Source organism: Streptomyces sp. NPDC006602, from assembly GCF_042870385.1.
Classification (GTDB): Bacteria; Actinomycetota; Actinomycetes; order Streptomycetales; family Streptomycetaceae; genus Streptomyces.
The window spans coordinates 14,480-28,461 of record NZ_JBIAHG010000028.1; the positions used below are offsets into that span (position 1 = coordinate 14,480).

General features: G+C 67.5%; 9 protein-coding genes and 2 pseudogenes. 3 read left to right on the forward strand and 8 right to left on the reverse strand.

The window, feature by feature from the left end:
- The first annotated feature begins 89 nt into the window (after positions 1–89).
- Both ACFYO2_RS39050 and ACFYO2_RS39055 read left to right on the forward strand, forming a co-directional pair.
- Complete coding sequence (locus ACFYO2_RS39050; RefSeq protein WP_388359286.1) at positions 90–1,601, forward strand: family 43 glycosylhydrolase; 1,512 nt, start codon at positions 90–92, stop codon at positions 1,599–1,601.
- Positions 1,602–1,748: 147 nt separating this feature from the next.
- Positions 1,749–3,182: a glycoside hydrolase family 43 protein gene (locus ACFYO2_RS39055; RefSeq protein ID WP_388359418.1), complete on the forward strand. Its 1,434-nt coding sequence runs from the start codon at positions 1,749–1,751 to the stop codon at positions 3,180–3,182.
- Between the two features lie 168 nt (positions 3,183–3,350).
- Here the strand turns inward: ACFYO2_RS39055 and ACFYO2_RS39060 are convergent.
- The 7 genes and pseudogenes from ACFYO2_RS39060 to ACFYO2_RS39090 form a co-directional block, all read right to left on the reverse strand.
- Positions 3,351–4,061: pseudogene (locus ACFYO2_RS39060) on the reverse strand (IS256 family transposase); the annotation flags it as partial.
- 38 nt (positions 4,062–4,099) lie between these two features.
- A complete protein-coding gene (locus ACFYO2_RS39065; protein ID WP_388359420.1) occupies positions 4,100–5,596 on the reverse strand; it encodes an ISL3 family transposase in 1,497 nt (498 codons plus the stop codon).
- Between the two features lie 183 nt (positions 5,597–5,779).
- Positions 5,780–6,338 (reverse strand): annotated as a pseudogene (locus tag ACFYO2_RS39070) (transposase); the annotation flags it as partial.
- Between the two features lie 104 nt (positions 6,339–6,442).
- Entirely contained in the window at positions 6,443–7,108 is a 666-nt protein-coding gene (locus tag ACFYO2_RS39075) for a response regulator (protein WP_388359289.1), read from the reverse strand.
- Complete coding sequence (locus ACFYO2_RS39080) at positions 7,105–8,235, reverse strand: sensor histidine kinase (protein WP_388359290.1); 1,131 nt, start codon at positions 8,233–8,235, stop codon at positions 7,105–7,107. Before ACFYO2_RS39080 ends, ACFYO2_RS39075 begins: the two co-directional genes overlap by 4 nt.
- A gap of 78 nt (positions 8,236–8,313) precedes the next feature.
- Positions 8,314–9,507 carry a prolyl oligopeptidase family serine peptidase gene (locus ACFYO2_RS39085; protein WP_388359292.1) on the reverse strand — a complete coding sequence of 398 codons (1,194 nt, stop codon included), beginning with the start codon at positions 9,505–9,507 and terminating at the stop codon, positions 8,314–8,316.
- A gap of 172 nt (positions 9,508–9,679) precedes the next feature.
- Complete coding sequence (locus ACFYO2_RS39090) at positions 9,680–9,847, reverse strand: hypothetical protein (protein WP_388359295.1); 168 nt, start codon at positions 9,845–9,847, stop codon at positions 9,680–9,682.
- A 384-nt stretch (positions 9,848–10,231) separates the two neighbouring features.
- Here ACFYO2_RS39090 and ACFYO2_RS39095 point away from each other — a divergent pair, with 384 nt between their 5' ends.
- Positions 10,232–12,544, forward strand: a complete 2,313-nt coding sequence (locus ACFYO2_RS39095; RefSeq protein WP_388359423.1) for a family 43 glycosylhydrolase — start codon at positions 10,232–10,234, stop codon at positions 12,542–12,544.
- Positions 12,545–13,091: 547 nt separating this feature from the next.
- On the opposite strand, the gene ACFYO2_RS39100 is transcribed toward ACFYO2_RS39095, so the two are convergent.
- Positions 13,092–13,946 (reverse strand): PaaX family transcriptional regulator C-terminal domain-containing protein, encoded by an 855-nt coding sequence (locus tag ACFYO2_RS39100; protein ID WP_388359426.1) that lies wholly within the window; start codon positions 13,944–13,946, stop codon positions 13,092–13,094.
- Positions 13,947–13,982 lie beyond the last annotated feature (36 nt).

The following is a 13,982-nucleotide window of genomic DNA, read 5'->3' on the forward strand; positions in this document are numbered from 1 at the left end:
CGGCGTCCGAGCGCACGGCCCGGCACGACAACGCGTTTTGAAAGGACACCGCGCTTACGCTCCCCGACGCGAACAAGGATGTTTCTGTCATGGGCAGTTCAAATACTCGGGTGCGGGAAAGCTCTTCTCTCCTCCGGGGGCTGTGCGCCACGGCGACGGCTCTCGCCGCCCTCGTCGGTGGTCTGACGTTCGGGACGGTGGTGACCGCACCCGGCGCGCAGGCGGCCACGGCGACGTTCACGAACCCGCTCAACAGTTCCGGCGCGGACCCGTACATGACCTACTACAGCGGCAACTACTACCTGATGACGACGCCGTACAGCGGGGCGTTGACGATGCGGAAGGCGCCCACGATCGAGGCGCTGAAGGCAGCGGCGCCGGTGCCGGTGTTCAGTGCCCACGCCGCCGGCCGTGACCACTACATATGGGCGCCGGAGATGCACCTGCTCGACGGCCCCAACGGCAAACGCTGGTACATCTACTACTCCGCCGGTACGGGCGACATCGAGGACCAGCGCGTGCACGTGCTGGAGAGCGCCGGCACCGACCCGCTCGGCCCGTACACGTACAAGGGCATGATCTTCGGTGCGAACGACTGGTGGGGCATCGACGGCAGCGTCGTCACCATCAACGGCCGGCTCTACTTCACCTGGTCGGGGGTGCCGACGCCGCAGTGGGCCGGATCCGATCCGAGCATCTACATCGTCGAGTTGAGCAATCCGTGGACCGTGACCGGATCCCGTACGCAGATCTCCACCCCGACCTACTCCTGGGAGAAGCAGGGCACCCCGATGAACGAGGGCCCGGTCGCGGTGCAGCACGACGGAAAGACGTTCCTCACCTACTCGGCCAGCGCCTGCCAGGGCCCGGACTACAAGCTGGGCCTGCTCACCCTCACCGGCAGCGACCCGCTGAGCGCGAGTTCCTGGGTCAAGAGCACGGAGCCGGCCTTCCAGCGCAGTGACACGAACAGCGTGTACGGTCCGGGCCACAACGGCTTCCTCCAGTCCCCGGACGGCACCGAGGACTGGATCGTCTACCACGCCAACTCCTCCTCGTCCCAGGGCTGCGGCACCACCCGCACCACCCGGATCCAGAAGATCACCTGGAACACGGACGGGTCACCGAACCTCGGCGTGCCGGTGGCCACGGGCACCGCGCTGACCGTTCCGTCCGGCGAGCCGGTGGTGACGTACTACCGGCTGACCAACCGCAACAGCGGCAAGGTCATGGACGTCCAGGCACCCAACACCGACAACGGCGCGAAGATCGGCCAGTACACCTCGAACGGCAAGCCCTGGCAGAAGTGGCGCTTCGTCGACGTGGGCGACGGCTACTTCCAGATCGAGAGCCTCAACAGCGGCAAGTGCCTGGACGTGAACAACGTGTCCACCGCCGACGGGGCCGACATCATCCAGTACCCCTGCCACTCCGGCCGGAACCAGCAGTTCCAGTGGGTCGCCGTCGACGGATACAACCAGCTCAAAGTCCGCCACAGCGGCAAGTGCGTCAACGTCGTCGGCGCCTCGACCGCGGACGCCGCCCTGCTCGAACAGCGCACCTGCGGCACAGCCGCCAGCTTCCAGTGGTCACGAACGTGAAAGCCACACACGCGCCTGGCCGCCGTCATCACTGATCCCCCGGGCAGACCCAGACGTCCCTGGAAACAGCACCGGCCGCCTGCTGGACGGTCCGCTGACCCCACTCTCATGTGATCAAGGCACTCGAAGAAAGACAAAAAAGTGTACATATCCGCGCTGTTCTCACGGCTGGCGACGCTCTTGGTCGCCGTCGGCCTTCTCCTCACATGCCAAACCCTGACCGCACCGCAGCGGGCCGCCGCCGCTGATCCGGGCTACCTGATGGTGCACTTCACCGGGGAGGGGTCGACCAATCAGCAGATGTACCTCTCGCACAGCACGGACGGCGTGAACTGGAACGACCTCAACGGCGGCGGCATGGTTCTGCGCTCCACGGTCGGTACGAAGGGGGTGCGCGACCCCGCACTGGTGAGATCCCCCGACGGGAGCAAGTACTGGATCATCGCGACCGACCTGTGCATCAACTGCGGACAGTCGTGGGGCGACGCCCAGACCAACGGCAGCCGCAACCTGGTGGTGTGGGAGTCCACGGACCTGGTCACCTGGTCGCAGCCGTGGCTGCTCAACGTCGCCGACGCGATCCCCGACGGGCGCAACGCCTGGGCCCCTGAGGCGATCTGGGACCCGGCGACCAACGACTACGTCCTGTACTGGGCGACGAACGCGACGCTGAACGGCGTGCTCAAGCACCGCATCTACTACGCCCGCACCTCGGACTTCCGCAGCATCACGACCCCGCAGCTCTACATCGACCGCCCCGGCACCCAGGGCATCATCGACACCCAGATCATCGAGGTGCCGTCCGGCGTGGGGAACTACCGCTACGTGCGGGCCTCCGGCGACGGCCAGATCACGCTCGAGGGCAGCAACTCGATCCTGGGGACGTGGACCAACCTCGGCGACCTCTCCGGCATCGGCCTCACCGGCTCCCAGGTCGAAGGCCCGATGTGGATGAAGTTCAACGGCAGCAACAAGTGGGCCCTCTACCTCGACCAGTACGCCACGGGCGGCGGGTACATGCCGGTCCTGACGACCAACCCCTCCGACCCAGCCAGCTACCAGAAGCAGGCATCGACGAGCTACAACATGGGTGGCACCAAGAAGCGCCACGGCTGGATCCTCAACATGACGGCCGCCGAGGAGAGCCGCGTGCTCGCACGGTGGCCCAACACCGCGATCAACCGGCTCCAGTCGTACAACTTCCAGGACCGGTACGTGCGGCACACCAACTTCGACGTGCGCATCGACCCGAACGTCAGCCCCGTCGACGACTCCCAGTTCCGGCTGCGGACCGGCCTGGCGGGCACTGGCACCGTCTCCTTCGAGTCGGTGAACTTCCCCGGCTACTTCCTGCGGCACACCAACTTCGACTTCTCGCTGGCCTACAACGACGGCACCAGCCAGTTCGCCCAGGACGCCACCTTCCGCCAGGTCGCCGGACTCGCCGACTCCACATGGTCGTCGTTCCAGTCGTACAACTACCCCGACCGCTACATCCGCCACTACTCCTACCAACTGCGGCTCGACCCGATCACCAACGCGACGGGACGCGGTGACGCCACCTTCCGCGTGACGAGCTGACCCGACCGGGATGCCGGCGTCCTCACGGCGCCCTCCCGCCCGCCGCCCGCCCGCCCCCAGCGGGCAAGGCGCCGGCATCCCACCCACGAGTCATCCCGCGCGTCACACGTGGCGCGCGGGATGACTCGCGTTGGGTCTGTCAAACGAGCGGTGTAACGGGGTTGACGGTTACTGACGGGCTGCGGAGAGGCGGCCGTCGAAGGTGATGTCGAAGGCGTTCAGCGCGGTCTTCCAGCGCATGGTCCAACGGGCCTGGCCCTTGCCCGTGGGGTCGAGCGACATGATCGCCATGTAGACGCACTTCAACGCGGCCTGCTCGTTCGGGAAGTGCCCGCGGGCCTTGACCGCCCGGCGGATACGGGCGTTGACCGACTCGATCGCGTTGGTCGTGCAGACGATGCGGCGGATCTCGGTGTCGAACCGCAGGAACGGCGTGAACTCCTCCCAGGCGTTCTCCCACAGCTTCACGATCGCTGGGTATTTCCTGCCCCAGGCGTCGGCGAACTCGGCGAACCTGTCCAGGGCGGCCTCCTCGGTCGGCGCCGTATAGACGGGCTTCAAAAGCTTGGCGATCTTGTCCCAGTCCTGACGGGCGGCATAGCGGAAGGAGTTCCGCAGCAGGTGCACCACGCAGGTCTGCACGATCGTCCGCGGCCAGACCGTCTCCACCGCCTCGGGCAGGCCCTTGAGCCCGTCGCAGAACGGCATCAGCACATCGCTCACGCCGCGGTTCTTGATCTCGGTGAGCATGTGCAGCCAGTGCTTCGCGCCCTCGCCGCCGTCACCGGCCCACAGCCCCAAAATCTCCCGCCGGCCCTCGGTGGTCACGACCATGGTCACGTAGATGGGCCGGTTGGCCACCGCACCGTCGCGGATCTTGGTTCTGTCGACGATCTTGTGATCCGGACGGTCGAGGCTCACCGTGTGAGCAGGACGCGTTTGCGAAGGAGATCGAGGCTGGCCCTGCCGAACATCTGGCGTTTCAGCATCTTCAGCCGGTTGATGTTGCCCTCGACGGCGCCGGAACTGTGCGGCAGAGACAGCCCGTTGCGGACCGCATCGAAGTCGCGGCGGAGGTTGAGGGCGAAGCCCGCAAGCGGAGCCAGACTGTCCCGTTCGACGTCCGTGATCCACTCTTCGAGGCGGTCGCCGTGGCGGCCGGTCATCATCGCAGCGAACTTCCTGATGTGAAGAATGAGCCGGTCGAGTTCGGGATCGCGCTCACGCAGCCGGTGCAGCTTGTCGGCGTCCTCGTCCGGCAGGTGCTCAGGGTGGGTCATCATCCAGGAGGTGACCTCGCGGACCGATGGAGGCTTCGGTCCCGGGTCGGGGGCGTGTCCGCGCCCGGTCCGGTAACGCCGCAGATGCCGCTGAACAGCCAACTCGCCACCGGGGTAGCCGAGTTGCCTGATCTCGCGGTAGAGCTGGGCGGCGTTCCTGACGCCCTCATTCCAGCGCCGGTGCAAGTAGCCGACGTACGGGTCGACGACATGCGCTCGTTGGAGGCTCTTGGCCACGACATCGTCGGCGGAGCGGGCGTTGACCAGTTTACGGACGGTGGCCTGGTGCAGCCCGAGCTTCCGGCCGATCGCCGCCTTCGACATCCCCTGCTGCCACAGCTCATGGGCGGCAGCATGCTGCTCACGCAGCCGGATCACGATCTTCAGGTCTTTCGCCGGCTGGACCACCTCGGGCTCCACCTCCACGTGGTCGGAGGTGGAGCCCGAGCCGGGAGACGGTTCGGCCAGGCGAGAGCGATGGACGTTGACCGTCTTCTCGACCGCCTGGCCGAGGTTGGCCCACAGGTGATAGCGATCCGCGACCTGAACGGCCTGCGGCGCCCCGACCCGAGCGCCCTCCGAGTAACCGCTTGAACGGTCACGGCAAATGACCTTCACCTCGGGGTGATCGCGGAGCCAGGCGGCCAGGTCCTCGCCTTCGCGGCCGTCGTAAAGGTGCAGCGGCCGGTGGGTGGCCATGTCGATCAATACCGTGCCGTAGTGTCGGCCCCTGCGGAAGGCGAAGTCGTCGACACCGAGGATCTCCACCCTGCCGATCTCCGGCTCGGGCAGGGACCTGACCAGCCGCAACAGCGTGTCCTTACCTATGGTGAGGCCGACCGCGGACGCCAGCCGGGCTCCTGCCCGGCCGGCCAGGGCCAGCCCGATCTGCGTCAACACCTCGCGCAGCAGCGGGGTATGCCGACTGTGCGGGGTGGTCAGTCCCGAGACCTGTTCGGCGAACGTCACCGCCGTGCAGGCAGGGTTCTCGCAGCGGAAGCGGCGCACGCATAACTCGATCACGACACCGAGCCCGCCCACGGCGACATCACGCAGCCTGCGCACATACCGGCCGTGCACCCGGGCCGAGCTCTGACCGCACCGACAAGAACCACTCGCCGCCCGCACCCGCATTCTCAGCACTACCTGGCCCGGTCGCCTCTTCACCTCCTCGATCACCAACGCGGACAGGTACGGAAACAGCTCCAAAAGCACATCACGAGAGCACGCGATGCATGATCGCGAACAGGCGGAGCAACGTACTCAGCCGTCCGGATCACAAGATCGTCGACAGAACCCGGATCTTCACGTGGATGGCATCGCCGGATAGACGGCGTCGAGCGGTCGGCTCTGCCATTCGGCCATGCCCTCCAGCACCTTGTCGGTGATGGTGGAGATGGTCTGCCGGGAGACCTCGGCGCCATAGACCTCGGCCAGGTGCGCCTGCACCTCGCCGGTGGTCAGGCCCTTCGCGGCCAGCGAGATGACCATCTCGTCGACGCCGCTCAGGCGCTTCTGCCGCTTCTTGACGATCTTTGGTTCGAAGGAGCCGTCGTGGTCGCGGGGCACGGTTATCTCCACCGGTCCGACATCGGTCAGAACGGTCTTGGAGCGTTTGCCGTTGCGGGAGTTGCGGCCGTTCTTGCCGGCCGGGTCGTGCTTGTCATAGCCGAGGTGGTCGGTGATCTCGCCCTCCAGGGCGGACTCCAGCAGCCGCTGTCAGCTGCTGCAACAGCCCGCCCTCACCGGTCAGCTGCAGACCCTCGGCCTGGGCTCGGCCCACCAGCTCGTCGATCAACTGGTCGTCCACGGCCTTTGCCTGCACAGCCTCCACGGGCTCGACGGCCTCGGATCCGGACACGTTCTCACTGGTCATCGATGCATCTTCCATGATCGGGAGTTACACCGAACGTCTTACAGTCCCCATTGGAGCTGCACCCGACGGCGTTCGTGGCCTGGGCTCCGTTCATCCGCTGCGGTTCAGCCAAGAAGGTGGTTGACCAGCCCTGAGCGGTAGGCAAGGACGACAAGGCCGGCGCGGTCGTGGACCCCCAGTTTGGCCATGGCGCGGTTGACGTGGGTCTTGACCGTGAGGACGGCGAGGTTGAGCCGTTGCCCGATCTGCTCGTTGGAGAGCCCCTCGGCGGCGAGCGCGACCATCTGCAGTTCGCGTTGGGTGAGCTCTTCCAAGCGCGGATCGACGGCCGTGGTTGTCTCATCGGGTGTGGCGAGGAAGTGCTCTACAAGCATCTCGGTGGCGACCGCGGACAAGAGGGGGCGACCCTGTGCGGCACGGCGGATGCCGTGGACGACCTCTTCCGGGTCGGCGGTCTTGCCAAGGAATCCGGTGGCGCCGGCGCGCAGCGCCTCGGTGACGTACTCGTCGGTCTCGTAGGTGGTCAGGATGAGAACCTTCGCCGGGGTGCCCAGACGGGTGATCTCCCGGGTGGCTTCGATGCCGTCGAGACCGGGCATGCGGATGTCCATCAGGACAACGTCGGGCCGCCGGGCCCGGACCTGCTCGACCGCCTCCCGTCCGGTGGCGGCCTCGCCGACCACTTCCAGGTCCGGTTCGGAGTCGATGAGCATCGTGAACGTCGCTCGCAGCAGTGTCTGGTCGTCGACGAGCAGGACGCGGATGGTCACGAAGCCACCTCCAGCGGCAGGTGGGCCTCGACCAGGAAGTCTCCTCCATCAAGGCCGGCGTTCAGGGTGCCGCCGACGGCAGCGGCGCGTTCGCGCATGCCCCCGATGCCGTAACACGCCGGATCGGGCGGGGCCACCGGCCCGAGGAGGCGGTTGCGCACGGTCAGATGCAGGGCGGTGTCCCGGTACTCGACCGTCATCCGCGCCTCGGCGCGCGGTCCGGCGTGCTTGGCGACGTTGGTGAGGGACTCCTGCAGGATGCGGTAGGCGGCCAGCCCGACTCCGGCCGGTGGCCGGCGGGGCGCTCCGGAGTGCTTCGACCGTACCGTGATGCCCATTGCCTCGGCCCAGGTGATCAGCTCCGGCAACATCGTGAGCCCCGGCAAGGGCGTGCGCGGCGATTCACCGCCGGATTCGGCCCGGAGAAGCCCCACCGCAGAACGCAATTCGCGCATAGCGGCCTGGCTGCTGCGGTGTGCCTGGTCGATGGTCTGCGGCGGGACGGCCCTGCCGCGGGCGAATAGATAGCGGGCAACGCCGAGTTGGGCGGTGATCGAGACGAGTTGGTGGGCGACAGAGTCGTGCAGTTCACGGGCGATGCGCAGCCGTTCGTCGAGGACCCGCCGACGAGCCTCCTCCTCGCGGGTGGCTTCGGCGTGGGCGGCGCGTTCCTGCAGTGCTTCCACGTATGCCGTGCGATTGCGTGCGGAGTCGCCGAGGGCGGTGGCCAGACCGATCCAGCCGACGATGATCAGATATCCGGTTCCGAAGAGGGGTGCGGGGCGTCCGATTGAGGCGCAGGCGGTCATGCAGAGCGCGGCCGCTGCGGCCGCCGTCCAAGTCCTGCGTCGCGAGCTGTGCAGGGCGGCCGAGTGCAGCGCGCACATGGTGGTGATCGGAATGGGAAAGACGAACGGCAGCAGTGCCATGTAGGCGGACTCGATGGCGGTGGTCGCGGCGACCGTGGCCAGGGGCGCACGGGTGCGCAGGACCAGCGGTGCGAAGGAGAGGATGACCATCGCGGCCAGCGCCAGCAGCTGGCGCCAACCGCCGTGCGGTGGCAGTGCAAGAAGGACCAGGACGACGGCGAGGAGGCCGGCGCTGGCCGGTGTGACATTGTTGATCATTCGGTGCAGCACAGGGCCCGGCCGGCTCCTGCCGGCTGGTGTCGTGTGCCCGGTGTCACCCCGGCCGTCGTCCATCCATCACTTCCCGATGTGCTTGTTGAGGAAGCCGACCATCTTCGTCACGTAGAGCACGGTGTTGAAACCGGCTGCACCGTGCCCTTCGCCCTCGATCACATAGCGGTTGCTGCTCACCCCGGCCTTGCGCAGGGCCGTGTGCAGGAGCAGGGTCTGGCTGGGTGACACGATGTTGTCGACGCTGCCTTGCGCCAGCATGAAGGCGGGATCCTTGCTGTCAATATAAGTGATCGGATTGGCGGCCTTGGCGGCGGCAGGGTCGTCGGCGATGGTCTTACCGCTGTTCTTGCCGTTGACGAACTGTGCCTCGGTGATCGTGGCGGTCTGGTGCTCCTTCTGGGCCGCCTCGTCGAAGTCGGCGGCGACCTTGGTCAGGTCGGACAGGCCGTACTCGTCGACGACGGCTTGCACGTCACTGCTCTGGTCGAGGTTGGCACCCTCGTCGAACTTCTTCACCCCGTTGGTGGTGCCGACCATCGCCGCGAGCCAGCCGCCGGCGGACTGACCCCACACGGCTACGTTCGCGGCGTCGTAGCCGTACTCGCTCGCGTGTGCGCGCAGGAACCGGATCGCGGACTTGGCGTCGACGACCGCGTCGGAATAGATGCCGTCCTCCAGGCCGCGGTAGACGATGCTCGCCACCGCGTACCCCTGCTGCGCGAGGTACGTCTGCACGCCGGTCGCGCCGCCGCCCTTCATGGGGGTGTGGAAGCCGCCGCCGGGAATGTACACGACCAGTGGCTTGTCGCCGCTGCCCTGCGGGATCAGCAGGTCGAGCTTGAGGTGCTGCTTGTCGCCGTAGCGGGTGGTGACCGTAGAGAACGTGACGTCCTTCTTCGTCGTCACCTTGACCGACGACGTCTCACACGTGACCAGCCGCTGCCCCTTGGTGTCGAGCACCGTACTCGTGCTGTCGTCGATGGGCTTGACCGTCTTGCCGAAGCCTTTCATCATCTGTGCCAGGCCGCCCGGGCCGACGCTGCTGCCGGAGGCCCCGGCACTCGGCTGCCCCTGCGAAGCAGCGGCGGGCGGCGCTGCGGGCGGCTGGTTGCTTCCCGTGTCCGTGCAGCTGTCGCCAGCCGACGGCGACGCGGTGGCCTTGGATGCCGCGATGCCGGACGACGTGGACGAACACGCGCCTGTGAGAGTGATCGCCAACGCCGCGCACACCAGGGCCGGGACTCTTCCGAGCCTCATCTGTACTCCTTGAAATCGACTGCTGGGCCTGGCAGTGTCGCAAGGATCACCGGTTGGACTCGTCCCTCATGCGCAGGCTCTCACCTACCGCATCAGCAGGCTGACGGCCGTGTTCTACTGCGGATGCGGTAGGACACCGTCTCAGCTGCGACCAGGGCCGTACGAACATCACCTACACCGCAAAGCGCTGACTGCGAGCCGCTGCTCCCGCACGCAGGTCGTCGATGGTCTGGTCGGTGCCGTCGTCGCGCCACTCGGTGAAGCAGTGCATCACCGCGCCGCGCGGCGGCAGCCGTGCGGAAGCAGTCCGCCGGGCGGCGAAGGCCGCCGTTGCCCTCACTTTCTCGCGCGGTTGCGGGCCGCTACCACGAAGTCGCCGGCGCTCGGAGCACCGCGCCGGTCTGTGCGGTGACGGCGAGAGTATTCACAGAAGGGACGAATCCTCCCCGACGGCGGATGCCGGCGACGGTGAAGACCTCTCGTGTTTGTCCGGCGGTCGGACGTACCAAGCGTCCGCGAGCGGCTGCGAGTCGCCGAGCCGGAAAGAAATGGTTCGCCCTGTCGGACGTTGTTCGAAAACTATTGACGCTGACTCATGCCCCAATTCACACTCACGCAACGCGATGTCATACGGGCGGAACGTCAGGGCCTCGGCCGAGGTCTCCAGCCCCCTCCTCAGGCATGTCTTCTTCTCTTCATCAGGGGATGTGAACCCATGCACAGCGTGAGACCTCAGGGCCGCCGAAGATTCCGGCCCGCCGCTCTGGCCGCCGCGGCCGCCGCCTCGCTCCTGGTGGGCGTCGTCGGCCCGGCGGCCCCCGCCCAGGCGGCGGAGATCACCGACGGCCTGGCCCTCTGGTACAAACTCGACGCCACCTCGGGCACCGTGGCGGCGGACGCCTCCGGCAACGGCCGGAACGGAACCGTCAACGGCACCGCGGGCTGGTCGGGTGCCGAAGGGCTCACCTTCAACGGCTCCGACACCTACATCAAGGTGCCGGACAACATCATGAGCGGCATGAACTCGATCACCGTCTCGATGGACGTGCAGATCGACGCCGCCCAGGCCACGCCGTACTTCCTCTACGGCTTCGGCAACACCGCCAACGGCGTCGGCAACGGGTACCTGTTCACCACCGGCAACTCGTTCCGGACCGCCATCGCCTCCGGGAACTTCTCCACCGAACAGAACACCCAGACCTCCGCCGCGCTGCCGCGCTCGGTCTGGAAGCACGTCACCTATACCCAGACCGGCACCACGGGCGTCCTCTACCAGGACGGCGTGGAGGTGGCCCGCAACACGTCGGTCACCCTCACCCCCGGCTCCATCGGGTCCGGCATCACCACGGCCAACTCCATAGGCAAGTCGCTCTACAGCGGTGACAAGCTCTTCAAGGGCAAGATGCGCGACTTCCGGGTCTACAACCGCGCGCTGGCACCCGGCGAGGTCCTCGAACTCAGCGGGAACACCGCGGGCATCGCCACGGCCACCCACCCCTCGCTGAAGATCGCCGCCATCGTCGACGACGCGGGCAGCAGGATCACGCTGCCGATGAAGGAGGGCACAGACCTCACCGCGCTCGCCCCGCAGTTCACCCTCGCCCAGGGCGCGTCCATCAGCCCGGCCTCCGGCACCCCGCGCGACTTCACCAAGCCCGTGACGTACGAGGTGACCGGCTCCGACGGTGCGAAACGCACCTGGACGGTCTCGGCGCTCATCATGAAGAGCCCGGTCCTGCCCGGGCTCAACGCCGACCCGAACATCGTGCGGTTCGGCGACACCTACTACATCTACCCGACCACCGACGGCTTCGCGGGCTGGAGCGGCACGCAGTTCAAGGCCTACTCCTCCAAGGACCTGGTCCACTGGACCGACCACGGCGTCATCCTCGACCTCGGTCCCGACATCAGCTGGGCCGACGCCCGCGCCTGGGCCCCGACGGCGACCGCGAAGAACGGGAAGTACTACTTCTACTACTCCGCCGACACGAACATCGGCGTAGCGGTCTCCGACTCGCCCACGGGCCCGTTCAAGGACCCCCTGGGCAAGCCGCTGGTCGCCCGTGGCGCCTACACCGGCCAGATGATCGACCCGGCGGTCTTCACCGACGACGACGGGCAGTCGTACCTCTACTGGGGCAATGGTCACGCCTACGTCGTCCCGCTGAACGACGACATGGTCTCCTTCGACTCCTCGAAGGTCACCGACATCACCCCCAGCGGCTACAACGAGGGCACCTTCGTCATCAAGCGCAACGGCACCTACTACCTCATGTGGTCGGAGAACGACACCCGGGACGAGAACTACCGCGTCGCCTACGCCACCGGCTCCTCCCCCACCGGCCCGTGGACCAAGCGCGGCGTGATCCTGGAGAAGGACCTCTCCCTCGGCATCAAGGGACCCGGCCACCACTCGGTCGTCCAGGTGCCGGGCACCGACGACTGGTACATCGCCTACCACCGGTTCGCCATCCCCGGCGGTGACGGCACCCACCGCGAAACCACCATCGACAAGATGGAGTTCGACTCGGCGGGCCTGATCAAGAAGGTCGTCCCCACCCTGAGCAGCATCGACCCGGTCTCCGGCGGCACCACCCTGCCCACGAACACCACCCGCTCGCTCCAGTCGGTCAACTTCCCCGGCCGCTACGCCGTCGTACGGTCGGACAGCCTGGGCTACCTCGACTCGGTGACGTCCTCCAGCACCACGGCGGTCAAGCAGAGCGCCACCTTCACCGTCGTCCCCGGCCTGGCCGACGGCAGCTGTTACTCGTTCCGTGACGCGTCCGGTCGCTACCTGCGCCACCTGGACTTCCGGATCCGCTTCGACGCGAGCAACGGCACGGCGCTCTTCAACAAGGACGCCACCTACTGCGCCCGGCCGGGTTCGGCCCCCGGCTCGGTCGGCCTGGAGTCGTATAACTACCCCGGCCGCTACCTCCGCCACTTCAACTACGAGCTGCGCGTCGACCCCTTCCAGGACAACGCCACGTTCCGCGCCGACAGTTCCTTCAAGGCGGTCAGCCCCTGGGCCTGATCGCATTCCCTCGCCCGCCAGGTGACCCGTACGGCTCTGCCGCGCGGGTCACCTGTCTTCCGTCACCCTGGCCCGCGCCGGAACATGCTGCGCGGCCATCTCGTCGGACGCTTTTTCGTCGGACGCCATCTCGTGGAACGCCATCTTACAGAGCGCCCCGAGACCCTCGCGGCGTGAACGATGCCCGCTCTCCGACGGCCCAGTCGCCGGAGTACCGAGAACCGGGAGAGGCAAGGCGAAGGCCGCGCACCATCAGCCCGTCGCGGTGCGCGACCGTGCCTGTCGCAGGTCGAGGTCGGTCGACGAGCAGGCCGGTCCGAAGGAGGCCCATGGATAAGCCACCTGTGTTCACATCGGAGGAGATCGCCCGCTTCCGGGCCGAGTTGGCGGCCCGACGGGGGCCCGGCGCGTACGAGCCGGGGCGCTGGTCGTGAGCCCGCTCAACCGGCGTGCGGACGTGGTGGGTTCACTGCCTGCGACGGTCCGGCTGCGGGACGCCACCCTGCGCCGCGGGCCCGGTACACGGAGCCCAACGACAGGGAACCGCTCAGGAGGTTTGCAGCGGCGCTGTCTCCAGCAGCTCGGCGGCCACCCGGCGGGCAGGCTCCCCCGCCTGTGCCGCGATGCGCCGGAAGGTCTCCTCCGCCGATCGGGCGGGCCAGTCGGGTGGCAGGTGCCGGGCGGGCAGCCGGGGATCCGTGCGGATGGTGTCCAGCCACTCGGCGACCAGGCGCAGGTGGGTGGCCAGCGGGTCGCCGGACGAATTGCCGACGTGGGTGATCCATCGGTTCTCGAAGGCGGTGTGGCGGGCGGCGATGGTCTGAAGGTCCCAGGTGTCGCGAATCATCACGTCGATGTCGGTTGCCGCGTCGGCCCGCGCGTGGAAGATCTTGACGTGGTCTGCGATGCCGAGCTCGGCGACGATCTCGGAGACGTCGACATCACCCGGCGCGATCCACAGCCCGCTGTAGAGGGAACCGAAGCCGGACCAGGTGAGATGTGAGCGCAGGTCGTGGCGCTGACGCTGCCAGGCTTCGGGCAGCGAGAAACCGAACAGGGTCCAGTTCCCATCCCAGTCGTCGTTGACCGCGCTGGTGTGCCAGATACGTTTCCGGCCGTCGTGGAGGATCTGCGCCGCGTGCGGGGTCAGGCCGAAGTACATGCGCCGTCCTTGCCGCCGGCGCTGCAGCAGGCCGCGGCCCACCATACGGGTGAGGGTGGAGCGGACGGCCTGCTCCCCGACTCCCACCCGTCCGAGGACGTCGATGATGCTGCCCGAGTACACGCACAGCGGGCCCTCTTCCAGGACGTGGTTGCCGAAGAAGGCGAGCAGCAGTGACTGGGGGCGCAGCTGCGGGCCGACCGGGGAGTCCGGGGCGGCATCGCGGTACCTGTCGTCCACGTTGAGGGAGTTCACCTGGGAGAGCGTCACCTTGGC